Raw genomic sequence first — 26,992 nt, forward strand, 5'->3', positions numbered from 1 at the left:
TGGCGATCGACTTGCTTGCTGATGCGGATGTGGATTGGTCGAGGGTGAGGAATATTGCCGAATTACGAGAAGAGTTGAACCTATTAGGCCTTTAGACGATGCGTGATCGCACCACCAAGATGCTGACCCTTGAGGATCAGCATCCACCAATAACGTGCGCCGGGACTTCAATAAGATCGCTGCCAGATTCACCGTCGTCGTGGTTTTCCTCACTCCTTCCTCTCGGAGAGTAACCGGTTATACATTCTACTCTTTGCCCTTATTGCATCTAATGAACTCGCTACTGTTATTGATTTTGCCATTGTTTTTATTGCTGATTTGGTGACCCGTTGTCCTGCTTCCTCAGCTTCCTTAGCTTTACGTTGCTCTTCCTCTACTCTCCGTCGCTCTGCTTCAGCCCGTTGTTTGGCTTCCTCCGCCTCCTTCGCCTTCCGGCGCTCATCTGTCCACCAGCGCTGCAACTCCTCATACTTCTGCGCTGCACTCTCAGAACCCAACTCTACCGCCTCGGCATAATTCGCCAGCGCCATCTCAATATTATTCAACTGCCGATAAACATCTCCCCGCGCCTCATGAAACTTCGCCTGATTCGGTTGCAAATTCACCGCCTTATCCAAATCCGTAAGTGCCTGCTGGAGTTCTCCTAACCCCTGATAGGCTAAACCGCGCTGATAATAGGCAATGGCGCGAGGAGCCAGAGTAATCGTTTGCTCGAAATCATACCGCGCTCCCTCATAATCCTCTGCTTCCAGACGTTTCACCCCACGACGATAGCAAGATTGGGCAATATCCAGTTGCCGCGAGTCTCCCAGCACCGACAAACAGCGATTCAATTTCGCCACATAGCCCTCATCGGCAATATTCAACGCACTCCCCAGAGTCTCCAGAGGCTCACCGCTCCCTGGTAGCTGACGTTGGGAAAGCCAACGGTTAATAGAAATTTCCATCAACTGCTGCGTCGGACTAGAATCCGGTAAATTCGAGAACGCCAAAGCCACATCCAACAGCAAACTCGGCACATCAAACCACACTTCACCCGACGCTTCTATCAACGCTTGATAGTGAGTCAGGACAATCTCCAGAAGCGGTTGCACCTCATAGTCAGGCATCCCCTCAATAAACTCAGCCAGCAACTCCGGCATTTTCGGCGCAGTGCCATGACGCAGTAAATGATAATCATCCAGCGCCATCCCTGCGGCAAGACAATGGAGTTGACTGAGATATTTCTTCAACCGCATAATACCCGAAGGTGTGGGGCGATATTCTACTGCAACTTTGACATTCGAGGCTATACGTTTTTCTTCTCTCAGCAGTTTCGTTAAGTTAAACTCGTCAATCTCATTTTCTTTAGCATCACTAATGGCTTCTTGAACATCTAAACCCGCTTCTATCAGTTTCTGTTTCTTCTGTCCCCACTCCCGCGCCAACTCTCGCTGCACGTCGTAAATAAACTCCTTGTGAGAAAACTGAAATAAAATCGATTCTTTCTGCCAGTCCAATTGTCCCGCGTCCCAGGAAAACAGAGAAAAATTGAGCAAATCCCCCGCAACTTTAGACTCCAAAATAATCGTCGGTACAGCCGCAAACAGATAATGCAACGACAACACCGCCGCCCCATCTTTCATGCGGTTGGTGTCCCAGAGTCCCGCAATCGGTTTTGCCGGGCGTTCCGAGTCCCGTTCCGGATAATGGCAACCCAAAAAATTGCTCAATTCATCTTCAATATCATTCGCCATTCGGGGCAGTCCAGAACCCGCATTCGGATAGCGGTCAAATTCCACATCCGGAGGCGAAACCACCACCAAAGGCGGAATCGGCAACCGGTCTCGATATTGCTCATAATATTGCATCAAAGGTTTAGGCGGAGTCCGCCAAGGTTGGTTATCGAGAATGCGCCGCTCTTCATCCGTGTCTCGATTAATTTTAGCCGTCAAGAATGCCATAAACAGGCTGAATTCCTGCTGGCTTTTTTGCAATTCCCGTTGCAGTTGTGCCCGTTGCGACTCTAGCCACCGTTCATGTTCAATGCGCGAGGCTAACCGGCGGTTTTCGGAGTCCTGAATATATCGCGTCAGGGCTTCTTGATGTTCCCTGGAGAGTTCGGCTTGTTTGGCTTGGAAGTCTCGCGACAATGCGGCTTGCTCCGCTTCATGTTCGCGTCGTTGCTCTTGCTGGACATATTGCAATTTCAAGCCCTCTAATTGTATTTGTTGCTGCTTGTGGGCAATCTCCCGTTGATTAGCGGCTATGATTTCAGTATTTTCTTGTCGGCTATCGATAATGGCTTTAGTGGGAAATAAAACAGATTTAGCCCAATTTCCAGCTCTTTGCCACCATCTTTGTTTTCCAGGCAGTGATTTCATGATAATTTCCTCCGATAATTTTGTAGTGGACTGTTTCACCTAAAATAGAGCTTTGTTTGTAGTAAGCACTTTAGTGCTTAAAAGTCTAGCGAGGGGGTGGGGGCGGGTTTACGGAAGTTTTGGATTGGTTTTCTAGATTTGGGTATAACCCGCCCCTACAGGATTTAATTGTTCATTGTTCATTGTTAATTGTTCATTGCCTCACCATGTGCGCGGTTCAAATCCTGTATCATTGGCAATTTCCACCGTATTGCCCGATGGATGAATGACAAACAAACCATTTTGATAAGCATATCGGTCTACCCCTCGGTCAATTTCAATGGCTGCGACTGCTCCATAGGCGCGATAGGTTTGGTAAGTGGGAAATGACTGCTTAAATCGTAGCAGTTTATCTAAGAATTCATCCACATCATCTCTCGATAACCGAGATTTACACTCCACTACAACTACATCAGAACCATTGACTCCTAGGATATCAATTTCCATGGCTAGTCCCTGTCTTCGCTGTCGAGCGCGAGAGAAGGTTTGGTCGATTTGAATGCCTCGCTGTTGAAATAGTTGCACGACGGCAGGCTCGACTAATTCTTCTACAAATCGCCCCCAGCGCGTGGTTAACCCGGCGACTTCTTTACTGGTTTGGGCGACAGTTTTCTCCAGTTTTTTCAGTCGTCGGTCTGCTTCCGCTTGGGATACTTGGAAAAGTTTGTAGATGTCTTCAATGGTAATTTGTTCGCTCATAATGATTGATTCTCCGATTTCGTAGTGGGCTGACCCACCTAAAATAGGGCTTTGTTTGTAGTAAGCACTTTAGTGCTTTAAAGCCTAGCTGGAGATTGCTCAAGCAATCACTACAAACAAAATCTAATGCATCAAATTAGATGAAATAGTCCAGTCGGGTGTGTTAATGAAATGTAACGCACCATTTTTGGTGGGTTTTCGAGAGGGTGGGGGCGGGTTTAGGGAAGTTTTGGGTGAGATTTCTAGATTTGGGTATAACCCGCCCCTACAAGGTTATTTTAATGGGTTTGTTTGTAGATGAGTAACGCTGCATCTGACCAGGTTTTGGCATAGCCTAAATCTTGTCCATGAGCATTATAGGCATGATGGTTATTGCAATTCCAATTCCCAGCAACATTGCCATTTCTCCAATAGAAACTGTTGCCGTTATACGTGCCAACTTCTCTGGAATCTAGATAAACTGTGTGATGATAGTTGTTAGTAGTAATCTTACAGCCAAAGGTCATGGATTCAGTATTTCCTAAATGGCTGGTAAACCAAGAGGGTTGATTGTGCATTTCTGTGGATGCCATATAATCGTGACTGGCATCCATGGCGACTTGAAATTGCTCGACTGGAATTTTTACACCGCGTCCTTCTGGTGAGGTTGGATCATTGAGAATGACATGGGTAGGTGGTGCAATTTCCGGCTTAGGTTCTACCCCAATCACTTGTACAATGTGGTCGGCAGGTTGTCCTGCGAGTAAATGGGGGTCGATGATTTCGGGTAACCATTCGACGGTGGAACTAACCCCAACAAAAACCTCTTCACCCTGCTTTAATTTGGTGCTGATGTCGGTTAAATTTGCCCCCACATGGCTCTCGACAGGAACGTGGGCTTGATCTGCCAAAAGTTTGCCAAAGTCCTCACTAGGGGTTCCATGAGCGGAATCGTACCAACCTCGCTGTTGGGCATAGTGGCTCAGTTGCGCTTCTGAGTAAGGGTGATGGGTGAGATGCTCGATCGCCGATTGCTGGGCAGCAATTCCACAGCTATAATCAGTTTGCTGCTCGTGCCAGTAGTTCATTTCCTCGGCTGGATGTCCAACCACTAGGGACGGGTCTTGATTGGGGTCATAATGGTCATGGCTGAACTGATAGGTTTGATCCTCATGGGTGAGATAAGGGTCTGGATCGGGCGATGATGTTGGATCGCTGTGTAAGCTGGTGGTGCTATCGTCCCACGTCGTGCCATAGGCTTCGGGTACGGTGGAATCGGGTTGTGAGTATTGACTACTGTCGTCGGGGTAAATGTTCATAGTGCAATAGAAGTAAGGGGTGATATGATGATTTGCTGCCCCCACCTATGCCTAGAAACCCGGTTTCTTGGAGAAACCGGGTTTCTGGTTCCCAACCATTTTTGGGGCTGGGGGATCAGGGGATATACATCGATCTTAATTCCTTGGGAAAGTAAGGGTGATTCATTCCCATTTTTAAGTTTTATCCCTCTTCTCAAAAGTTGGTGGAATCGGTATCTCGATCAAGACTAATGAGAGACAGGTTTCCCTGTCCCTAAGTCTGTTAATTCCCGTTAACTCGCAAGGTTACCGATACTGTACCCTGAACGGAACTGGGAACGGGCCAACCGAGTAAAACCGATCGCACTGCTCGAATAACGTCTTCGTCTTCTATGGTGGAATTCTCCTCATCTAGAAGCACCCGACGGACGCGCCCATTATTTGTCCAGACTTCTAAGGTCAGATCGCCGGAAACTTCGTCAGGAAGGGAGATAGACTGGATATATTGGGTTAAAGCGGCGATCGCCTCCTCACTCAGTCCCTCAGCCTTCATCACTTCAATACGTGGCTCTACCTCTACCTTCTCTTCCTCAGCAAGCTCCATTTCCATGCTATCCATTAGGGGAGCAGGAGGAGGAGGAGCCGCAGCAGGCATGGGTGCTGACATCCTTAAAGGTGATGCAGAACGGGATGCTCCTCTAGTTCCAGCACTTTGCATCACCGCTTGATCCTCCTCTGGGGAACCAAAAACGCCCTCATAACTCACGCCATCAGGTAATTCTACCGGAACTTCTACCCGCACTCGTTCACCATTCGGGTTAACGCGCACTTCCTCGCTGACGGCGATAAATGCCGTATATTCAGACAAGAGGCGATAATCTAAAGCCGTCTGCGTCACTGCATCGACTCCCGACTTCGTTTCGCCGCCAAACATTTCCGTCATCAGATCCTTAATTTTTGCTCTACCCCAGAGCTGGGCGATCGCCTCACTATCCCCCCGAAAATTGACCGAGAACACCTGTTCATAGCGTTTTCCCCCTGCCGAAACCCCCCGAATGCTTAACGTCCCTGGCTGGCTGTCTGCCTTGCGTCCGAACAGCACCAACGGCTGACTGGCAAACAGATCTGGGGGCGCGAGGGGATAAATTTCGGGAGCTTCTCCTGCACCGCTCCAGGTTACCTCAATATTGCTTAAAACTGGGTTATTAATTTGGCTGAAAAACTTCTGCACCACCGGGTCGATATTCTCATCCTGGCGTACCACTTGCACCGTTCCCCGGCCCACTTCTGCTAGTCTATCCAACAAAAATCGATTCGTGGAACTGCCCACACCAAAGCTATACAAGCGATTTCCCCGTTGCAGATTCTGTTGCACTGCCGCAATAATTTCCTGGTCATTGCCAATATAGCCATCGGTGAGTAAGACGACACTCCGCAACCGTCCTTCTGGGGGTGGGGGAAAGTTCAGCACCGCATTGATGCCATTCATCAATTCCGTTCCCCCTTCGGCGTTCAGTTGATTAATATAGGAGAGCGCTTTTTGCCGGTTTTGCGGGGTATTCGTTAGCGGAGATGCAGACAACTGGCGAGCCGTATTAGAAAAATCGATAATTGTAAACGTATCATCAGGATTTAAACCCTGAATAAATTCTCGCATCAAGGCTTGAGATTGGGCAATGGGTGCGCCCGACTGGGAACCGGAAGTATCCATCAGAAAGACCACATCTTTGGGGATAATTTCCCTGGGTTGATAGTCTAAAGCTGGAATTAAATAGGCGGCGAAATGTCCCCCATTGCTATCTTTTTGGGTGAGGATAGTAGCTTGGGTTTCTTGTCCTGAAACTTGATAGCGCAATACGAGATCTTTGTTGGGAATTTGGTCTTCTGGAGAGAGTTGAATTTCAGTGATGTTGCGCTGTTGCCGCACTAAGATTTTATGGGAAGTCGAGCTAATATTGCTGATGGGAACGCCCGCATCAATGTTAACTGAAACTTGGATATCATGACCCGATCGCCTCCCCGGTGTCAGTACCGGGGGCGTAATCCGAGAAGCATCAGGCACTTGATCCGTATCTTCCGTTCCCTGAATAGAGTTACCAGGAATATAGCGCGGCCCAACTACCATGGGAAAGACAAACTCATAATTCCCGCCTTCAAAGGTGAGGGAGTCCGTGTAGCGAATGGTGACCTCAATTTTTTCTCCCGGTCGAATATTGGCTAAAGATTGGGTGAAGATATTCGCCCTCTCTTGCTCCAAAAGTCCCGCAGTGCGTCCTTCTGCTCTGGCTTGTTCGTAGATTTCCTGGGCTTCTTCCCGTTTTTTAATGCTGCCTTTGATGATGCGATCGCCCAGTTTAATCTCCATATCATACACCGCCGCCTCATCCGGGAGCGGAAACACATACACCGCTTCTAGGGGGTCTTCAAACGGATTTTCAAAGGTTTGGGTCACTTCCACCTGGGAAACATTGCCGGAAACCGTGGCATTGACGGAAGTGTTTTTTAAGGGAAAAACTTGGGTTTGACCCTCTTCTGAGGTCACCCAGAGACCGTTAGCGGGCGTATCGGCGGGGGGTTGCATGGGGTTAGCCGCTTGCATCATGGGATTGGGGGAGGTAGGAGGAACAATGGAGATGTTTGCAGTGCTGTTGAGACACCCGGTGAGGAGTAAGGATAGGGGGAGAAAATAGGTGAGTTTAGTCATAATAGAGCGCTTCGCGTTAGGGAATAGGGAATAGGGAATAGGGAATAGGCCCATCTTCGCGTCTCCGCGTCTCGGTATCCCCGCATCTGTGCGTCCCCATGTCCTAGAATGGCATAACTGCAAGGGGATAGAGCTTAGGTTACACTTTTAGTAACACTCCGATTTTTTCTCTCTAGGATGGTTTCATGTGGGGTACGCAATAATCACTTTCGCTGTATTATTCACCAGCAGTTGCTAGAATTTCTGCATACAAAGCCTCACTGACTCGAAAATTAGCCTCTTCAATCAGACAATCGATAATGGGTCGCACTTCTACGATCAATTGCCTATGCTTGGCCACTAACAAAATGCCTAACAGACCGGTAATTGAGAGTCCTAAACGGATAGCTTGTCTGCGTCCAAGACGTTCATCAATTAATAACTCGTCTGCCTGAACTTCTAAGGCCAGAGCGATCGCCTCCGATTCTCCAATATCCAAATGATACAATTGTTGCAGCGTTTCAATGAGTTGGCGATCGCCAGGCAAACCAACCTCAATCCAATCCATTCAAAACCGAAGTGTCACTGACAACAATCATAACCATCCTTTAGATTGTAAATACTGGATATCTTCGCGCAACTCCGAGACATCATAATGGAGGTTTATCCCGCGCTCTGCTAGGATTTTCTGAAATCGAATCTGGGAGAAATTGAGCAACCGAGCAGCCTTCCCTAGACTAATTTTTTCCTGCTGAAATAACAACAGAACTAGCTCTAGCAGTAGCTCATCTTCAGACCAACCACTAGCGGCAACAATTTCATCAGAAATAATTAAACTCATAGTGTTATATCAATTAACAATTTTCATAACGAACAACGAGTATTGGTTGGGGGCAGTGGTTAAACCACTAGCTATCGTTAGGAGGATTATCGCTCATTCTCACGTCCCCCCGATCTTATCCCAGAATGGCATAATATCAAGTCCGGTTTCCGCAAGCGGACATGAAAATTTGTTAAGAAGCGGGCAAGATGCCCGCACTCCTCGAATTCTTTGATATGACTGGAGTGGGAGCATCTTGCTCCCTGGATTTTTAATTAGGGTATTTCCGCTTCGCGGACATGAATAAGCGAATTTGATATAACTGCACGGGTATGGAGGCTAGGTTACAATTTATAGTAACACTCGGATTTTGTCTCTCTAGGATTTTTTCATGACAACTCACAACCCGGTTTTACTCATTCATGGTATTGATGACACTGGAGCCGTGTTTAAGAAAATGGCGGCGGTGTTAGAGCGTCAAGGATGGTTCACCTATGCTCTGGATTTAGTACCCAATAATGGTAATGTGGGTTTAGATCGATTGGCCGAACAGATTAAGGGGTATGTAGACCAAGCCTTTAGTCAAGATATACGCTTCGATATCGTAGCTTTTAGTATGGGAGGAATCATTAGCCGATACTACTTGCAGCGCTTGGGAGGGTTAAAAAGATGCGATCGCTTCATTACCCTATCTTCTCCCCATAATGGTAGCCTAATGGCCTACTTCCGCCAAAACCCCGGTTGCGTACAAATGCGTCCCAATAGTGAGTTTTTGCAAGATTTAAATCGAGATCTGGATCGACTGAATTCGATTCAGTTTACCTCTATTTGGACGAACAACGATTTAATGATTTTGCCCGCCAACAGTTCTCAAGTTCCCGTGGGCAAAAATATCACGGTTCCTGTTCTTATTCATCCTTGGATGTTAACCGACGATCGCACCATTGAGTTAGTCGTGCAATGCTTACAGCGCTTCGCGCGGTAATAGGTAATAGGTTTTCTTAAAGTACGATCGCCAGGATCTGATCGCAAAGGGTATGAATTTCTCCTTCAGAGTCAATGATTTTAATGTGTAGGCGATCGCGCTCCGGTTGGATCTCTTCTGGATGATAAAATTGGGCAATCCAGCCACTATAAACATAATTGGGTTTTCCCCAATATTGAGCCACATCGGGACGCAGACAAGTGGGTAAACAGCGCTGTGTCAGTGTGTCATTGAGGAAAATTTGGATATCTTCAACAGTTATATCAGAATGCAAAGCAACCACCCATCCTTCCAATTCTAAAATCATCCCTGGGCCATCTGAAGTCGCTTGAAGGGTGGCGCGGTCTAAATTAGATTGAATATTATTAGACCAAATATTATCTAAGACTTTGGAGCGCCACCAATTGGTCTGAGAGCGAATCACATCTTTCCAAGTGGTTTTAGGGGCTGGTTGAGTCCGTATACCATCCGGTAATAAGGTTTTCATCCAGTTTAAGACAATAATCCGTTCTTTCTGGCGATCGCTCACTGCTTTAATCATCAGGATACCGGTTTCTAAATCCACTTCCTCCGGTAGACTGAATGCACACCACCATCCAGCTTGTTCCGTCCATCGCGGATCGATGTCCAAAACTTGCGCTGCTTTTGGAGAAGGAGTGGACGGGATACATTTTTGCAGTAATTGATTCCCCCCTTCTCCTTTCCACCACACTTGGATTTCTGCCACTCCATGATCCGGTTGCACTATGGCGCTCCATCCCCGCAGAAAAAATCGCCCCTGATCGTCCATGAAATAGTCTTCTAGAGCGCCTTTGGGGGTAAAATTGATGTTTAAATCAGAAAAGTCGCGATCGGGGGCTTTAACGACCACATAGAGGTCTTGTAGGGTAAAGGCTCTGGGGATACGAGTATAAGAAACTTTATCACCCATCGAAGCGGCGATCGCCCCCTTCACAAACTCCTCCGTCACCCAAGTCGAACCATATTCCGCCCGATCCAGAGATTGACTTTCACTTTGTTCCACAAATAAAATCCCCGATTCCGGCATCTCATAACCGGGTGGTTTCACCGCTTCATCATGAACGCTAAACAGCAATAAACCACCGGGTAAAAGTAAATCATCTAAGCGCTTTAACCATTGGACAAACCGATCTGCGGGCAAGTGACTAAACAAAGAATAAACCACAATACAATCAAACTGTTCTCCACACTCATAACTCTCCGGATCGATCGCCGAGTAAATCCCATGCACCCCCAACTCTTGCCCAACATAATCAACCGCATCCGTATAAATATCGGAAGCCCAAACCTTGTGTGGATCGAGCTTGTTCACCCAAAATCGCGTTAACCGTCCATACCCACAAGCAAACTCTAAAAAACGGTCAATATTATGCCAATCCCGATGATGCCATTGGATCGCTTGATCCACGCGATCGACAATCTCCTGAGCCGACTTAAAATAAGCCAGCATCGCCTGCTCTTGCTCTCCTTTATAACTCGGCGTATCTAACAGAAAAAGCAACATCTCATCTTTGAGATGAATCTGGGAATTAAAGGACTCTAACCCACCCACTCGATCCCACAAGTATGCTCGAACCAAATCGGAGGTCAATGGCTGAATAGTCTGAGGTTTCATCGATCCATCATACAATTATTGCTTCTGTTGTTCTAATACAGATTTAACATGATTAAATTCTACTTCAATTTGGGCAATTTTCTCACCCAACTTTACCAGACTCGCCGTTTGCGCTTCAGCTTCTAGATCTCGGCATAAATTCGCCAAAGCCTTAGCCCCAAAGGTTCGCGAGCTACCCTTAAGGGTATGAGCTTTAATGGTTAACGTTTCCTTATCTTCTGTTTGGGCAGACTGCTTCATCTCTTCCAGAATTTTGGGCACATCTTGCAAATATTGATCGATCAACTCGGTAAAAAATTCCGGGTCATCTTCGCTATCCAACTCATCTCGCAGGCGATTAAAAATCTCCCAATCTAAGCTTTCTTCTCTTCCCGGATTCATGGTTAAATTTAACTTAACTGGAGCAGATACCGTGTTCAGTTCTTGCAGCTTACTTTTAGCTCGGTCTAACGCCGCTTTCAGGGCTTCGGCTTTCACCGGTTTACTGACATAATCATCCATCCCCGCTTCTAGACATTGCCATTGATTGCCATCGGCGGCTCCAGCAGTCATGGCAATAATATGGGGACGTTGGGATGTTTGCCAAGTTTGACAAATGTATCGAGTCGCTTCGAGTCCATCCATTTCCGGCATTTGCACATCCATTAAAATGATATGATAAAATTGCCGTTGCAGGGCTTCAATCACTTCTAAGCCATTGCTGACCACATCGGCGCGATAACCTAAACGGTCTAACATTTTTATCGCCACTCTTTGATTGACGCTGTTATCTTCAGCCAGGAGAATGCGTAGAGTATAAACGGAGGAATCTTCTGGGGAAGTTTCTGGTTTTTCTAAGGGGGCGTTCTGGTTTCCCGTCTCTAGTGGGGTGACGGGAGGTTGGGAGAATGGAGGTTTAGAGTTATCTTCTGAATGATCTGAATCATGGGCATCGGATGTATCGGGAATAAATTCCGTGGGGGAGGTATGGGGATCAACGGTGCGTCCTGCACAAAGACTGATTAAAATCCGGTGAAATTGGGAGAGTTTAATGGGTTTAGAGAGGGTAGAATCAAATTTTGTTTGGTAGGACTTGTCGATCAGGCTGGTAAAGGTGAGTAAGATTAAGGGCAGGGAGTCGCGATCGCGGTATTGGCGAATCCGATCTACTAAATTCTCTAAGGATTCTCCTTCTGGAAGCGCCCCCAAAACTGCAACATCAAAGGGAATAGAGCGCTCCATCCAGTTCATCACCTCTTCTGGGGTACTCAGCTCTAAACTATTCATTCCCCAGCGTTGGGCGTGATCTTTGAGAATGCGGCGATTGGTTGCCGAGCGATCGAGAATTAAGATCCGCTTGTCTCGCAGTTGGGGTTGGCTATTGCGTAAATGGATGGGAATCGGCGATCGCGCCCCTTCCGCCACAATGGTAAAGTGAAATTCGGCTCCCTCTCCCTCTTCACTTTCCACCCACATTTTACCGCCCATTAACTCACTTAAGCGCTTGCAAATTGATAATCCTAAACCCGTTCCTCCATAGCGACGAGTTGTCGAAGCATCTACCTGGGAAAAGGACTGAAAAAGTTTATTTTGCACTTTCTTAGAAATACCAATCCCGGTATCTTTAACCATAAATTTTACGTCATAAGAAACTTTTTCTGCCAGATCGGGAATCGGACTCGAATCCCCCCCTACACGGGTTGAACTTACTTGTACCCAAACTTCTCCTTCTTGGGTGAATTTAACACCATTGCCAATTAAATTCACCAAAATTTGCCGCAACCGGGTCACATCTCCCACTAAAGCATGGGGAGTTTGAGGATCGATTTCATAGGCCAAATTCAAACCTTTTTCGGCCGCATGGGTACTTAATAAATCCAAGGAATCTTCAACACATTCATATAAATCAAAAGGTTGAGTTTCTAATTCCAGCTTACCCGCTTCTATTTTGGAGAAATCTAAAATATCATTAATAATCGTCAGCAAAGATTGGCCGCTATTGCGGATCGTGTCTACATATTCTAATTGTTCTTCATCCAATTCTGTATCCAACAATAAGCCCGTCATTCCCAGCACCCCATTCATGGGCGTGCGGATTTCATGACTCATAACTGCTAAAAAGTCAGATTTCAGCCGAGTAGCGGATTGAGCTTCTTCCAGAGCCAGATCCAGGGCTTTATTTTTGGCTTTGAGTTCTTGGGTAATCTTGGTTTTTTCCTGTTCCGCTAATTTGATCGCTTGGATATAGTCTCGAATTTGCCGAAGTCCCGGATAAAAAATCAAGGCTCCTTCCAGGAACAGCACCACTAAGGTTAATCCAAATACGGCTAATTGAACTTGGCGAGCCGTATTTAAGTGGGGGGCGCTCTGAGCATACCATTGGCTAGTAATGGCCTCAATCTGGCGATCGCAAGTTGTCCCTTGTTGCCATAACTGCTCTTCTGAGGCACGGGGGGCTACTTCTGGATTCACCAGCGTTTCCGTCAGATCCCACATCTGCTCATAGCAACCCTCAATTTCTGCCCACCTCTGTCCTAAGTCAGCCTGATTTGGCCCCACCTGTAATCCCAACATCTCCTCTTGGAGCCTCTCATAAATCTCTTGCCATTCTTGGCGCACCCGGACTAAATCTTCCACTCTAGGGAGCTGCTCAAACTCCGTAAAGTCCTGAGTAATGGCAACCCCTTGTCCGGTTACCGTTGTGGTTAAGCGGCGATAATTCTCCATTGACTCCAAAACCCGACTGTAGCGAATCTCCTGTTTCAGAGTACGCTGAATCAAAATTTGACTCGACATTGACAACAGAGCCACAATGCCCAAAGACGCTAAGGACAGAATGGCTAAACGCCGAATCGAGGGGCGAGACATTTCTGGGTTGGAAGAATCATCGATGTTTGGATTCACGGCATTTAAGGGTTAATCTAGGGCAATCTTTCAAGATCGAGGGACAATATATAGGGTAGCTCTAGGATAAGAACACTGTATGTAACTTTATCGCAGTGAGTTATATCCTCACCTTTCCCCACCCTATGACAGGTTTTTGTTAATCTAATCATCATGCTCCTGACTGCCCAATTATTACTAGATTACCAACGCTGTCATCGCCGAGCGTTTCTGGATGTGTACGGAGACGATCGCCAACGAGACCCTCCGAGTGACTATCTGTTGAAATTAAGACAGGATAGCTCTGCCTACCAAAAAACGATCCTTGCTCATCATTCCTATCATAAACCAGAGTATGCCCAGGGCAATTGGCAAGAAGGGACTTTAGCAACCCTCGCTCTGATGCAAGAGGGCGTAGACACTATCTATCACGGGATTCTCTGGCTTGAGGAAGCGGATTTAGAAGGGCTGGAGTTGCCCCCTTTTCTGAGTCAGCACTGGGCAAAGTTCTCTTATTTGAGTCGTCCGAGTTTGTGGGTAAAAACGCCAGGGGAGTCGAAGTTTGGCCCCTGGAAATATACTCCAGTGGAGATAAAATGGGGGAAACGTCCGAAGCGAGAATATCAAATGGTCTCGGTGTTTCATGCTTGGATTTTAAGTCAGATCCAAGGGGAATGGCCGGATACAGTAGACCTGATTTTAAGGGATCGATCGCCCTATACGGTGGATCTCGTCCGTCTTTGGCCAGAGTTTCAAATCCTGCTAGGGCAAATGTTGACCCTGCTCCTAGAGTCGGATGAACCGGAAGTGTTTATCAGTCGGCAAAAATGCAGTCTCTGTCAATGGTTAACGACTTGTCATCAAGTCGCCCAACACCAAAATCATCTCTCTTTGATTCCTGGAATTACTCCAAAACGCTATGAGCGTCTCCAGGAGCTAGGGTTAACCTCCCTAGAATCCTTGACAACTGAACCCTTACCGGATTTAAGCCAAGAATTTGGCCAGCAGGTGAGCCAGCAAATCATCCGTCAAGCGCAATCGAGTTTAGAACAACGGGCGATCGCGCTCCACCCCTGGAGTCCCGACGATTTTCCCATTACCCCGGTGGAACTCTATTTTGATATCGAAACCGAACCCGACTTAAATCTAGAATATCTCTTCGGCGTTTTAGTCATCGATCGCACGGCCCAACGCTCCCGGTTTTACCCCTTTTTAGCCGAATCTCCCGACGATCAACAGCGAATGTGGCAAGACTTTCTAGAACTGGTGAATCGCTACGATCCCATGCCCATTTTCCATTTTTGCGAATATGAAGTCAAAGCCGTCAGCGCCTTAGCGCAACGGTTTGGCACACCCTCATCGGAATTAAAACCCCTGATCCGGCGCTTTGTAGATATTCACGAACGGGTGACTCGGTTTGTCACCCTCCCCATTGAAAGCTATGCCCTCAAAACCATTGCCCGATGGATGGGGTTTGAATGGCGAGATGAGAGCGCCAGTGGAGCGCAAACCGTCTATTGGTACGACCAATGGCTCCAAAGCGGCGATCGCACCTTCTTAGAGCGCATTATTTGCTATAACGAAGACGACTGTCGAGCCACCTACCATGTCAAAGACTGGTTAGTGTCCTTCCTCCGACAAATGCCGCCCCCAAATCAACAAATCCCGCTTCAGTCCGTCCATGTTGGCAATTTCGGGCAAATGGCCCCAACAGTCAAATCCCAGCTTCTGGAATAGGGCAATACTGGGTTGATTGTGGGAGAAAATGAGGGCGACTAAGCTGGTGATACCCAAACCCGGCCCGGAGGCGATCGCTTGGGTTAATAACTCCCGACCAATCCCTTTACGGTGAAATCCAGGATCGATGTAAATACTCACTTCCGCCGTAGATTGATAGGCAGGACGGCCATTTAAAAAATGATTCAAACTCAGCCACCCTACAATCTGGCCATCTATCTCCTTAACCCAAAGCGGCCGGGAACTCGGAGAATGGTCTTGATACCAGGGAAGACGACTTTCAACGGAAATCGGCAGCAAATCGGCCGTGGCCAAACGGCAAGGAACAGAGGCGTTGTAAATTTCAACTATTTTCGGTAAATCGGCTTCACGGGAATATCTGATGGTCATGCCAAGCAAGAATTTAGGCTACCCAAACGCAAGGAAAATCTCAGAGAGCAGTATAACTGATGGAGAGAAATTCAAGGTTAAGATCAATACAGAATTAAATTCCATGGGTCAGATACCGGCAAAATCCGGGAACTGAACCCCCTGTAAAACCGTTCAACTCAACAACCCAACCTATGGATAACAATAATTTGATTAATCAATTGCTCATGCTGGGAGTCGGAACCACCTCTATCGTCGCTGAGAAGCTCAAAGAGGCCAGCGACGAATGGGTGAAAAACGGCACGATTAACCCAGATCAGGCAAAAAACATGATGGATGACCTGGTAGAAAAGCTCAAAACCGAGCAAGGAAGCTTTGATGAACAGTTTCAGCGCCAACTGCGAAATTTATTGATGGATTGGGGGGTTCCCCGTCAGTCAGAGATGGATGAGTTGCGGGGAAGGCTAGACCGATTGGAGCGCCAGGTGCGAGACTTGGAAAATAAACTTTGGCGTTAATGACGCTGTTGAATCGACGATCGCATTGAGGAAAACTTACGTGAAAGAAATTTGGATTACCTTTGGGGTAATGGCGACCTGTGCCGTGATTTTGGTGGCAGCACAACTGTTTAGCTCCCCCAGTCAGGCGAATGCTGCTAAGGTATCAGAGGTTTCCCTTCCAGAAATCACTGAAATCAGCAATCAAGGAGCAACTGAACTGATGGCTAGTGCCGAAAATAGCGCCGAAAATTTAGCACCCGCAGAAGCGACCATGACCCCATCGGGTCTCAAGTATGTCGATCTGGTTGAGGGAGATGGAAAAAGCCCCAGTAAAGGCGATAAAGTGGTGGTTCACTATACGGGAACTTTAGAAAATGGGAAAAAATTCGATAGTTCCCGCGATCGTAACAATCCCTTTACCTTCACCATTGGCGTTGGCCAAGTGATCAAAGGTTGGGATGAGGGGGTCATGTCCATGAAAGTGGGTGGCCGCAGACAGCTCACCATTCCCCCAGATTTAGGCTACGGAGCCAGAGGTGCAGGCGGTGTCATTCCCCCCAATGCCACCTTGATTTTTGATGTGGAACTCTTGGACGTTAAATAATCTCCTGTCCCTGTGAAGGCCAGGTAAAGATCCCCCCAACCCCCTGCTTTTTAAGCCAGGGGGTTTTCAATGAACAACCCTCTGTTGGTAGGCCTTAATTTCATTCCCCCGATAGCGATAGTAGGCAGCACAAGCACCTTCAGAGGATACCATGGGCGCACCCAGAGGATGTTCTGGGGTGCAGCGTGTGCCAAAAGCAGGGCAATCATGGGGTTTCTTCACCCCTTGCATGATTTCACCACTGATACATTCAGTTGTCAGTACGGGGGGATTGGGATCGAGCCAGTCGGCAAAGCGCTCTTCGGCATCCCAAGGAGAATATTCTGCTCTCAGTCCTAACCCGCTATCGGGAATTTCGCCAATCCCGCGCCAGGTGCGAGAGATGACTTCAAAGACTTGATCGATCAGATTTTGGGCCCCTAGATTGCCTTCCCGACGGACGGAACGGCTATATTGATTATCAAGAGTCACTGCTTCTGTTTTTTTCTCCAACTGTTCAATACAGTGATATAACCCCTGAAGAATATCCACGGGTTCAAACCCGGTAACAATAATGGGAATCTGGTATTTCTGCACCAAGGGTTCGTACTCGGTATATCCCATTACCGTGCAAACATGACCGGCTGCGAGAAATCCCTGTACTCGACATTGGGGAGAGGAGAGAATGGCTTCCATGGCTGGAGGGACGCGCACATGGGAGGCAAGAAGGGAAAAATTTTGAATTTGTTGTTGTTTAGCTTGATATACGGCCAGGGCGGTAGCGGGGGCAGTGGTTTCAAAACCAACACCAAAAAAGACGACTTCAGCCTCTGGATTGGCTTGGGCAATTTTGAGACAGTCTAGGGGAGAATAAACGATGCGTATATCTGCACCAGAGGCTTTGATGCTCAGTAGGTCTTTTTCGGTTCCGGGAACGCGCAACATATCGCCAAAGGAACAGAGAATCACTTGGGGACGGGAGGCGATCGCGATCGCCCGATCGATCAGCGTCACCGGAGTCACACAAACGGGACATCCCGGCCCGTGAATCAGGGTAATCTCTTCGGGCAACAGTTGATCGATACCATACTTAATAATGGAGTGGGTTTGACCGCCACAAATTTCCATAATTGTCCACGGTTGGGTGGTGATTTCGGCGATCGCCTTTGCCATCCTTTGCGCCAGTTGAGCATCCCGATATTCATCCACAAATTTCATAACCATGGTTCCCCAGTCTTCCCCACCATTAAAAAGGAAAACCCCCTCTCCGTTTTAATTTTTAATTTTTAATTTTTAATTGACTCCGGGCTGCTTCTAAAATCAACTGCTGCTCCGCACGGGCGATCGCCCATCGCACGCGATCGACAGCAGGCATCTCCACGGAAACTGACGCGATCCCCCAGCGCACCAAATCGTGAATTAACTGAGGATAATTCACCACTGCTTGACCACACACACTACACTGAATTCCCCCAGCTCGCGCTTGGGTAATGCACTGCTCCAAGGCCCTTAACACCAAAGGATGGACAGCATTTAGACCCCCTTGATTTTCCTCCCACTGCTGGCGATCGAGACCAAACAACAGAGGAATTAAATCATTAGTCCCCAAACTCAACCCATCAATCCCCACCTGCACATAATCAGAAATCTGCCATAACACCCCAGGAACCTCCACCATAATCCACAATTCCATCTGGGATAACTGCCGTCTATCCACTCGCTTGCGGATGGCAACCACTTCCTCCACCGTCCGCACAAAGGGCAACATTAAATGCAGATTCTGATACCCCTGGCGATGGACTTTTTCCAGCACGGTTAATTCCCAGTCGAATAGAGTCGATCTCTGGTCATTCAGCTCACAGGCTAGGGTTCCCCGTAGGGAGCAGGGATAAAAGGAATCAAAGGAACGATAATAGATGGGACGGGGATAAAATGCCTGGGCTAACTTTGCCAGATGCTTATACCATTCGGACACAAATCGATCCACATCTCTCCACCATTGAATCCCCGGAAATAAGCTGGCAGCCCATAATTCTGAGCGCAATAATCCCACCCCATCCACGTCTAAGTCTGAAGGGTTCATGGGAGAATGGGGTTGCGAGAGATTAATCCAGAGCTGCGTTGCATGTAGGGGAGCAGGTGGGGGTGAAACAGGGTTCTCTGGTTTTTCTACACTCACCCGTCCCATTTCAGGGTTAACTTCAATCGGCTCTGGGGATGAACAATGATGGACTCCTGCACTAATTTCTCCCGTTTCACCGTTAATTTGGATCAGATCTCCGGTGAATAGATAGTGAGTCGCCTGGGAGACTCCCACCAAGGCAGGAATACCTAATTCCCTGGCTACAATGGCTCCATGGCTGCTGATTCCGCCTACCTCTGTAATTAAACCGACTGCCCCATTTAAAACCCAGGTTTCTTGGGGGGCGATCGCTTGTTTCACGATAATTTTCCCTGGAGTTACGGTCATGGATTCGAGTGGATCGGTTAACACCAAAACCGGAGCCACAGCTACCCCTGGGGCAGCTCCTGTACCCTGGTGGAGCAGGGCCGTGGGATGGTTCTCATTTAAGGGAACAATATCCGTAATCCACCAATTTAAGTCAGGATAGCCTATCCACTCTAGGCGAAATTCATCGTACCACTGGTTTTTGAGGGAAAGGGTGCGATCGCCTAAACATTGGATTTGGGCCTCCTCTAAGCAGGGCCGATCGACCCAGGAAGACTCCACCGTATAGGCACAGAGAAGGGTATCACGATTGTTGAACAGGGAAGCCTCTAGGGGGAGATGGGAGGGTTCTCCAGAGAGTTGATAGGCCAGGCGTTTGTTTCCCAGATGTTGCTCTTTGAGTTGGTAAGGGTGAAGGTGAATCTGATAAGAATCTGAGGTCACTTGGGGTTCGCTGAAGAGATAGCCTAAGCCCCAGGTCGATTCAATGCGAATCTTATCACCTTGGGTTTCAATCGCCCCACTGATGACTTCATTCTGGAGAGGCTGAATTAAGATGCCCATCCTAATCTGATTTAAGGGTATGCCTTGATATTGCCAGTAGAGCAAGTATTTATTGCGGAACGTTTCGGCCCATATTTGTTTAATCGTCTGGGCTAGGGGTTCAGGGGTTTTAGCCGTTCCCCAAGCTCTCCACAATCGAGACAAGGTGCTGTGACTGTGGGGTGTAAGTTGTTTCGGTAAACTCAGGGAGGGACGACAGAGAACAAAATCTCCTTCCCAGTCGGCGATCGCTTCGAGTACCCGGCTATACCATGAACCCTTGAGGGCGCTATGGAGAATTTGCGCCCGAATACTTTGAGTCATTTGGCGCAACTGCATATCCCGTTCTTCATCCGCTAGATTCGTTAGGGTTGGATTAGAGGTTTCCGAGAGGCCTAACCCCACTTGTTGCGCCAGGAGGGGATCAGACCACTGTAGAGACTGTAAACAGTGCTGTCGAATCTCATTGGGAATCACCAGACCCGGTAATATGGGATAGCCTTGTTGCAGCAATTGGCTTAAATCCCAAGCTCGATCGCCCACGGAAGAGCGGTGTTGATCTTGAATCTCAGTGAGCCAGTAAATCGGATGCATGGGCAGTGGCGATCGTCGGATATCTTTTGAATCTATTGTAATCGGTCTGATTTTCGATCAAAGAAAAATTACAAAACATGAGCTAATCTTGCAAATATTAAATAATTGTAACATTATCGTTCTTCTCCCTCCATTTGAGATTAAAGCTTAGAGAAGCAGTGTTTTATGGGAGCGACATCAACAACAAATGAGCGATCGAGGTGACAACTCAAGAATCGTCTACATCAACCCTCGATGCTATTAACCTCCAGTTAAACTCATCAATAATTCCCGTGTATCCCTTTAGTTAGGTCTCGATCCGGAAGGAACGATTAACCCCTTGAATCCATCGATAACCCTAGACTTAACTGGATATCCCGGTTGTAGGATTCCCAAAAAGGGTAAGTGACCCCCTTTTTTTAACCCAAAAATCGATCTATTTCGCCTCAAGGAGTGAGGATTTATGTTAATCAAAATTAGTCACATCGCCTTCAGCTCTCCCATACACTGGGATCTCCTGTATCCCGTTCGCCAATGGTTAAATACCCTAGAAATTGATCGGCCAAAAATTGCTCGATTAATTGTTCAACTCATCCCCGCTCAATGCCCCTTTGCGCGAGAAATTAAGTTTTTTGGACGCACAATTGCCCGCATTCCTCCCCTGTGCAAACTCAATCCCCTATATGATGAGCTGATGAGTCTCCGGTTCCGTTGTCTGTCCTTTCTTGCCGACGAGTGTGGTGAAGATATCGGAGCTTATATCTGAAGACTCCATCATCGAACAGAACCCCAATCTGAAGAGGAGTAGAGACAACCAGTTGGTGTAACTCCTCTTCAGATTTCAGCAGCTATGTTACTATCTTGGTGGTTCGATCGAGCTAAGAACAGGGCGATCGCAGCCGGTGGAGGAGTAGACAGGAGTGCAACATACCATGTCACGGGGAAATGAGGATGTGAAAGAAGAGATTAAAGAACCACATAATCCACTCCAACCCATTCGCATTGGAGTCATTGGTGTGGGTCATATGGGCCAACATCACACCCGCGTTTTAAGTTTGCTCAAAGACGTACACCTGATTGGCATCTCCGACGTAGACATCGAACGAGGGCTAGATACAGCCGGCAAATATCGCATCCGCTTCTTCGAGAACTATCACGACCTTCTCCCCCACATCGATGCTGTCTGTGTTGCTGTTCCCACCCGTCTCCACCATGAAGTTGGCACTGCCTGCTTGGAAGCTGGAGTCCATGTCCTGATTGAAAAACCCATCGCTGCCAGCATCGAAGAAGCCGAAAATTTAGTCAACCTGGCAGCCGAATGTAACTGTATTCTCCAAGTCGGCCATATTGAACGCTTTAACCCCGCCTTTCAAGAACTGAGCAAAGTCCTCAAAACTGAGGAAATCCTGGCCCTAGAAGCCCATCGCATGAGTCCCTATTCTAACCGGGCCAATGATGTGTCGGTGGTTTTGGACTTGATGATTCATGATATTGATTTGCTCCTAGAATTGGCCGCTGCTCCTGTGAAAAAGCTAACGGCCAGTGGGAATAGAGCCTCAGATTCTGGGTATTTAGATTATGTCACTGCAACTCTAGGCTTTGAAAATGGCATTATTGCTACTCTGACTGCCAGTAAAGTCACTCATTGCAAAATCCGCCGCATTGCTGCCCATTGCAAGAATTCGCTCACAGAAGCCGATTTTCTCAACAATGAAATTTTGATCCATCGCCAAACCACTGCCAACTATCGCACCGAGTATGGTCAGGTGCTGTATCGTCAGGATGGATTAATTGAAAAGGTTTATACCAGTAATATAGAGCCTCTTCATGCTGAGTTGGAGCATTTTGTCACCTGTGTACGGGGTGGAGACCAACCTTCAGTCGGCGGCGAACAAGCCTTGAGAGCCTTGCGGTTAGCTAGTTCGATTGAGCATATGGCTCTAGAGGGTCAATCTTGGCAGGGTTTAGACTCTCAATCCTCCCATAATCTCCATTCTTCCATTGTTATTGTTTAGGGGAAGCGCCGGGAAACTGCGGAGGTGGCGATCGCCCCATTATTGCCGCCAAAGGCAAAACTTAGACATAAACAGTGTTGGATACACTGAGAATGGGCAGCACGAACCAAGTTGAGATTAAACTCTGGCTCTCTTAATCCGACACAAGGGGGTAAGATTTGATGCTTAAGTGCCATTAGGGAAAAGGCGATGCCCAAGGCTCCAGATGCGCCGAGAGTATGGCCGGTTGCGCCTTTGGTGGAACTGATGGGAACGGTGGGGGGAAAGAGATGCTGGATCAGGCGGCTTTCGGCGGCATCATTTAAGGCGGTGCTGGTTCCGTGGGCGTGAATGTAATCGATCGCCCTTGGAGTTAAGCCGGATCGCTCTAAGCAGGTTTTAATGGCGATCGCCGCACTGGTGCGATCGGGTTTGGGGGCGCTCACATGGTAGGCATCGCTGGTAAAGGCAGCTCCCAGAATTTGACCGTAGATGGAGGCTTGGCGCTGCTGGGCGGACTCTAGGGACTCTAGGAGCAGAAACGCGCCCCCTTCCCCTAAAACTAAGCCTTCGCGATCGCGGTCAAAGGGATAACATCCGGTTTTGGCTAAGGCTCCCATTTGCGTAAATCCGGCTAGGGTTAAGGGGGTAATGGGGGCTTCAATGGCTCCCGCTAACACCTGTTGAGCATAACCGGTGCGAATCAGTTCATAACCTTGGGCGATCGCCCACATGCCCGTATTACAAGCATTCATGGGCGCTTGAACAATGCTTTGACTCCCGGTGAGTTGAGCCGCCATTCGCGCTGGCAGATCGGGCAAATAGTCGAGACAATCGGATAAATTGGGATGGCCGGTCAAAAACCGATCGGCGATCGCCTCCCAACTCCCTTGATCGCTACGACTCGATCCAATCACCATCGCCAAATCGGGTAAAGGAGGAGTCATCCCCGCATCCTGTAAGGTATCGAGAACTAACTGACGAGTCAGATCCCGCAAATTGGCCGGGGAATCGCCAATCATGGCTAGAGGACGAGGTTTGAGTTCGGGGAAGGGTTGAGCTGTGGCGATCGCCGATTCTCCCTTGAGTAACTTCTCCCAAGTGCGATCTCTAGTTCCCAACGCCGAGACTAAACCCAATCCAGTAACAACAACCACTGTCATAATATCGAAAACGACTCTATCGCCACTTAACCTTATGTCTGGTATTTATGATAATTGTGATTTTCCCTTACTGCCCCAACTCCAGCAGGTCTTGCAGCAAGCCTATCGGGCCGATTTCTGTGTCGGCTATTTTAACCTCAGAGGTTGGGGGAAATTAGAAGCCCAAGTCGAGCAATTTAGGGCTGGTGCAGGCCACAACTGTCGTTTATTAGTGGGAATGCACAAACTCCCCAACGACCATCTGAAAAGCCTTCTAGCCATTGGTCGAGGCAATCTAAAGATGTCCCAGGAGCAGACCCTGCCACTCAAAAAAGTCATGGCCCAAGAGTTTCGGGAGCAGTTGACCTATGGTGTGCCGACGACCGAGGATGAAGCGAGTCTAAAACGATTGCAGAGCCAGTTAGAAGCGGGCAAACTGGAGGTCAAACTATTTCTGCGCCATCTGCTCCATGCCAAGCTTTATCTGATTTATCGCGGCGATCGCATTACTCCCCGTATTGCCTATGTGGGCAGTAGTAACTTGACCTTTTCCGGTCTCAGGGGTCAGGGGGAACTCAATGTGGAAGTCACGGATCGCGATGATACCGAGAAGCTAGAAAAGTGGTTTACCGATCGCTGGGAAGACCGGTTTTCCCTGGATATTTCCCAAGATCTGATTGAGGTGATTGATGAAAGTTGGGCCGGTAAACAGCGATCGCCTTTTTATATTTACCTGAAGATGGCCTATCACCTATCCCAGGAAGCGCGAGATGGCTTGAGTCGATACCAAGCGCCCAAACATTTTGGCTTATTGGAATTTCAGGAGCAAGCGGTGCGGGTAGCCATGCAGCATATTGATAAGCGCCATGGGGTGATCATTGGGGATGTGGTGGGTTTGGGCAAAACCCTGGTGGGAACGGCGATCGCCTATAAGTGCGAAGAAGAATATGGTACGAGTACCTTGATCATCTGTCCCAAGAATCTGGAATTGATGTGGCAAGGGTATGTGGATCGATATGGCTTACGGGGAAAAGTGGTTCCCGTTAGCCAAGTAGAAAAAATCTTACCGGAAGTGCCCGCAAGATTTCGGTTAGTGCTGATTGACGAGAGTCATAACCTCCGCAACCGGGAGGGGAAACGGTATCAAGCGATTAAGAAGTATGTGGAGGAAAGTGGGAGTCGGTGTATTTTGCTGACGGCAACGCCTTATAACAAAGACTATTTAGATTTGTCGGCTCAGTTGCGTCTATTTTTGCGTCCAGAACAGGATTTGGGCATTAAGCCAGAAGCTTATATTCGCGACATGGGGGGAGAGGTGAAATTTGTATGGCGACACCCGGCGACACCGGTGCGATCGCTGATGGCTTTTGAACAGAGCGATCGGCCGGAAGATTGGCAGCAGTTGATGAATCGCTATATGTTGCGACGAACCAGGGGATTTATTAAAAATACCTATGCTAAACAGGATGAACGAGGCGCTTATTTAGAGTTTGCTAATGGCGATCGCTTCTATTTTCCTCTGCGCCGTCCTCGGACAGTTACGTTTACTACCGATGCAGCCACCGATCCCTATGCGCGGCTGTATAGCGATCGCGTGGTAGATACGATCAACCGCTTGCATTTGCCTCGCTATGGTTTGGGTAATTATGTGATATCTCCCCCCAAAAATAAGAAAACCAAGGGTAAAACTTCACCCGGTCAAATGAGCTTGGTTACTGGATTTGACCATTTGCAGCCCACGGAAGCAGAGCGGAAAATTTTGGCCAATCTTTCCCATGCAGGGCAGCGCCTGATGGGGTTTTGCCGCACCAATTTATTTAAGCGTCTAGAAAGTAGTGGCGCGGCTTTTCTTCAGTCCATTGAGCGTCATATTTTACGCAATTCGGTGTATTTGTATGCGATCGCCCAGAATTTGCCCATTCCCATTGGCAGCCAAGATGCTCTCTTGCTCGATAGCACTACGGATGAGGATAGCGATAGCTTGCTGAGTCAGGATTGGGAAGCTACCGACATGGGAGATACAACACTTTACGCGGTAATGAGAGACAGTCGGAACGATCCCCCTACATCCCCCTTAAAAAGGGGGACTTTTACTGCCCCCCTTTTTAAGGGGGGTTGGGGGGATCGAGATGCAGGGCATAGCAGAGCCAACTTCTGTAATGAAGATACTGAGGAACCGGGAGATGATGCGGCTGGATTTAACCCGGTAGAATTGGAAGCACGAGCGGCAACCATCTACGATCTCTATCAAAATCGCTATCCGAACCGCTTTAAGTGGATTCATCCCCGGTTCTTTACCCCCGAACTGGCGGCAGATTTACGCCAGGATGCCCAAGCATTGAGGGAAATTTTGGCGATCGCCGGGTTTTGGGATGCCACTGAAGATAGCAAGTTGCGATCGCTCATTCAACTCGTCAGCGCAGAACATCCCCAAGAAAAAATCCTCATCTTTACCCAGTTTGCCGATACTGCTCGATATCTCTCTGAAGCTCTAGAAACCCAAGGCATCACCCATATCGGTTTAGTTACCGGCAATTCTCAGAGCGATCCGACTACCCTCGCCCACCGATTTAGTCCCCAAAGCAATCAGAAAACCATCTCGCCAGAGCAAGAAATTAGAGTATTAATCGCCACCGATGTTTTGAGTGAAGGGCAAAACTTACAAGATGCTCGGATTGTGGTCAATTATGACTTACCTTGGGCGATTATTCGCTTAATTCAGCGCGTTGGACGGGTCGATCGCATCGGCCAAGAAGCTGATGAAATTTTCTGCTATTCCTTTTTGCCCGCAGAAGGAGTCGAAGAGTTGATTAATCTGCGGGGGCGTTTGCGCGATCGCCTCAAAGAAAATCAGGAAGTCGTCGGAACCGATGAAGCCTTTTTTGAAGACGACGAACAGCGAGAAGTCTTATTAAATCTCTATCATGAAAAAGCCAATATTTTAGACGAAGATGAAGACTCTGGCGAAGTTGATTTAACCTCAGAAGCGCTACAAATTTGGCAAACCGCCATTGATGCCAATCCCCGCTTAAAACGGATGATTCAAGACTTACCTGATGTCGTCCTTTCCACCCGCCACCATCAACCCACCACCTTAGATCCGGAGGGCGTTTTGCTCTATTTACGGACGGCTGAAGGAACCGATGCCCTCGCCTGGGTGGATGCCGAGGGAAATAGCGTCACCCAGTCCCAAATGCGAATTTTACGCATGGCTCGGTGTTCGATCGATACACCAGCCCTAGAGCATCATCCCCAACATTATGAATTAGTGAAAAAGGCTTCCGAACAGATTAGCGAGCAAAGTAAACGAGTTTCCGGGAGTTTGGGCAGTCCGAAGGGCGCTAGGGCAAAGATATACACTCGCTTAAATGCTTATTGTGAGTATGTAAAGAATACTACGCCTATTTTAGCTCAAGGTCAAGAGTGGAAGAATTTAAAGAAAGCGATCGAGATGATCTATAACTATCCTCTCAAACAAAACGCGATCGCCTCTCTAAATCGAGAATTACGGGCTGGAATTTCCGACGAACATTTAGCCCAAAACGTCACCTATCTAATGGAACATGATGCCTTATGTGTAGTGAGTGCAGACGGTGATTTTGAAGGTGCTAAAGTCATTTGTTCCATGGGTTTATTTGACCGGTTATCATGATCTCAACCCTCTCCCTTTCATGTCCGCAGGAAAATCCCTCTCCCAAGGGAGAGGGACTTTTCTCCCCTTCTCCCGTGGGAGAAGGG

General features: G+C 47.9%; 18 protein-coding genes and 2 pseudogenes. 7 read left to right on the forward strand and 13 right to left on the reverse strand.

Annotation, left to right across the window (positions count from 1 at the left end; translation table 11 throughout):
* Positions 1-105: 105 nt before the first annotated feature.
* The 7 genes and pseudogenes from PMG25_RS24505 to PMG25_RS15195 form a co-directional block, all read right to left on the reverse strand.
* Positions 106-213, reverse strand: a pseudogene (locus PMG25_RS24505) (ParA family protein); the annotation flags it as partial.
* The gene (locus PMG25_RS15170; protein WP_283767740.1) at positions 210-2,363 is read right to left on the reverse strand and encodes a tetratricopeptide repeat protein; all 2,154 of its coding nucleotides are present in this window, start codon (positions 2,361-2,363) and stop codon (positions 210-212) included. The gene PMG25_RS15170 and the pseudogene PMG25_RS24505, both read right to left, overlap by 4 nt.
* A 201-nt stretch (positions 2,364-2,564) precedes the next feature.
* The gene (locus tag PMG25_RS15175) at positions 2,565-3,101 is read right to left on the reverse strand and encodes a DUF3782 domain-containing protein (protein WP_283767741.1); all 537 of its coding nucleotides are present in this window, start codon (positions 3,099-3,101) and stop codon (positions 2,565-2,567) included.
* 278 nt (positions 3,102-3,379) lie between these two features.
* A complete protein-coding gene (locus PMG25_RS15180) occupies positions 3,380-4,399 on the reverse strand; it encodes a hypothetical protein (RefSeq protein ID WP_283767742.1) in 1,020 nt (339 codons plus the stop codon).
* Between the two features lie 262 nt (positions 4,400-4,661).
* Positions 4,662-7,082: a VIT domain-containing protein gene (locus PMG25_RS15185; protein WP_283767743.1), complete on the reverse strand. Its 2,421-nt coding sequence runs from the start codon at positions 7,080-7,082 to the stop codon at positions 4,662-4,664.
* A 217-nt stretch (positions 7,083-7,299) separates the two neighbouring features.
* Positions 7,300-7,629: pseudogene (locus tag PMG25_RS15190) on the reverse strand (PIN domain-containing protein); the annotation flags it as partial.
* A 27-nt stretch (positions 7,630-7,656) separates the two neighbouring features.
* Positions 7,657-7,902: a UPF0175 family protein gene (locus PMG25_RS15195; RefSeq protein WP_283767745.1), complete on the reverse strand. Its 246-nt coding sequence runs from the start codon at positions 7,900-7,902 to the stop codon at positions 7,657-7,659.
* A gap of 370 nt (positions 7,903-8,272) precedes the next feature.
* Here PMG25_RS15195 and PMG25_RS15200 point away from each other — a divergent pair, with 370 nt between their 5' ends.
* Positions 8,273-8,866: an esterase/lipase family protein gene (locus tag PMG25_RS15200; protein WP_283767746.1), complete on the forward strand. Its 594-nt coding sequence runs from the start codon at positions 8,273-8,275 to the stop codon at positions 8,864-8,866.
* Positions 8,867-8,882: 16 nt separating this feature from the next.
* Here PMG25_RS15200 and PMG25_RS15205 read toward each other — a convergent pair whose 3' ends face one another.
* Positions 8,883-10,502 (reverse strand): class I SAM-dependent methyltransferase, encoded by a 1,620-nt coding sequence (locus tag PMG25_RS15205; protein ID WP_283767747.1) that lies wholly within the window; start codon positions 10,500-10,502, stop codon positions 8,883-8,885.
* A 15-nt stretch (positions 10,503-10,517) separates the two neighbouring features.
* Positions 10,518-13,385, reverse strand: a complete 2,868-nt coding sequence (locus PMG25_RS15210; RefSeq protein WP_283767748.1) for a response regulator — start codon at positions 13,383-13,385, stop codon at positions 10,518-10,520.
* Positions 13,386-13,538: 153 nt separating this feature from the next.
* Between PMG25_RS15210 and PMG25_RS15215 the strand changes: the two genes are divergently transcribed.
* A complete protein-coding gene (locus PMG25_RS15215) occupies positions 13,539-15,101 on the forward strand; it encodes a TM0106 family RecB-like putative nuclease (RefSeq protein WP_283767749.1) in 1,563 nt (520 codons plus the stop codon).
* On the opposite strand, the gene PMG25_RS15220 is transcribed toward PMG25_RS15215, so the two are convergent.
* Positions 14,985-15,491, reverse strand: coding sequence for a GNAT family N-acetyltransferase (locus PMG25_RS15220; RefSeq protein WP_283767750.1), 507 nt, complete (start codon positions 15,489-15,491; stop codon positions 14,985-14,987). The genes PMG25_RS15215 and PMG25_RS15220 overlap by 117 nt on opposite strands.
* A 173-nt stretch (positions 15,492-15,664) precedes the next feature.
* On the opposite strand from PMG25_RS15220, the gene PMG25_RS15225 reads away from it, so the two are divergent.
* Positions 15,665-15,988, forward strand: coding sequence for a phasin family protein (locus PMG25_RS15225; RefSeq protein ID WP_283767751.1), 324 nt, complete (start codon positions 15,665-15,667; stop codon positions 15,986-15,988).
* A 70-nt stretch (positions 15,989-16,058) separates the two neighbouring features.
* Entirely contained in the window at positions 16,059-16,574 is a 516-nt protein-coding gene (locus PMG25_RS15230) for an FKBP-type peptidyl-prolyl cis-trans isomerase (protein ID WP_430540971.1), read from the forward strand.
* Positions 16,575-16,640: 66 nt separating this feature from the next.
* Here PMG25_RS15230 and hypD read toward each other — a convergent pair whose 3' ends face one another.
* Together hypD and PMG25_RS15240 are read right to left on the reverse strand one after the other, a co-directional pair.
* Entirely contained in the window at positions 16,641-17,771 is a 1,131-nt protein-coding gene (gene hypD / locus PMG25_RS15235; protein ID WP_347178843.1) for a hydrogenase formation protein HypD, read from the reverse strand.
* Between the two features lie 61 nt (positions 17,772-17,832).
* Entirely contained in the window at positions 17,833-20,139 is a 2,307-nt protein-coding gene (locus PMG25_RS15240) for a putative PEP-binding protein (protein WP_283767754.1), read from the reverse strand.
* A 442-nt stretch (positions 20,140-20,581) separates the two neighbouring features.
* On the opposite strand from PMG25_RS15240, the gene PMG25_RS15245 reads away from it, so the two are divergent.
* A complete protein-coding gene (locus PMG25_RS15245; RefSeq protein WP_283767755.1) occupies positions 20,582-20,884 on the forward strand; it encodes a Mo-dependent nitrogenase C-terminal domain-containing protein in 303 nt (100 codons plus the stop codon).
* Positions 20,885-21,050: 166 nt separating this feature from the next.
* Positions 21,051-22,133, forward strand: a complete 1,083-nt coding sequence (locus PMG25_RS15250; protein WP_283767756.1) for a Gfo/Idh/MocA family protein — start codon at positions 21,051-21,053, stop codon at positions 22,131-22,133.
* Here PMG25_RS15250 and PMG25_RS15255 read toward each other — a convergent pair.
* A complete protein-coding gene (locus PMG25_RS15255) occupies positions 22,130-23,275 on the reverse strand; it encodes a beta-ketoacyl-ACP synthase (protein WP_283767757.1) in 1,146 nt (381 codons plus the stop codon). The two genes, PMG25_RS15250 and PMG25_RS15255, sit on opposite strands and share 4 nt — an antisense overlap.
* A 34-nt stretch (positions 23,276-23,309) precedes the next feature.
* Between PMG25_RS15255 and PMG25_RS15260 the strand changes: the two genes are divergently transcribed.
* A complete protein-coding gene (locus tag PMG25_RS15260) occupies positions 23,310-26,906 on the forward strand; it encodes a helicase-related protein (protein ID WP_283767758.1) in 3,597 nt (1,198 codons plus the stop codon).
* The last annotated feature ends 86 nt before the right edge of the window (positions 26,907-26,992 follow it).

It is taken from the genome of Roseofilum capinflatum BLCC-M114, assembly GCF_030068505.1.
Taxonomy (GTDB): domain Bacteria; phylum Cyanobacteriota; class Cyanobacteriia; order Cyanobacteriales; family Desertifilaceae; genus Roseofilum; species Roseofilum capinflatum.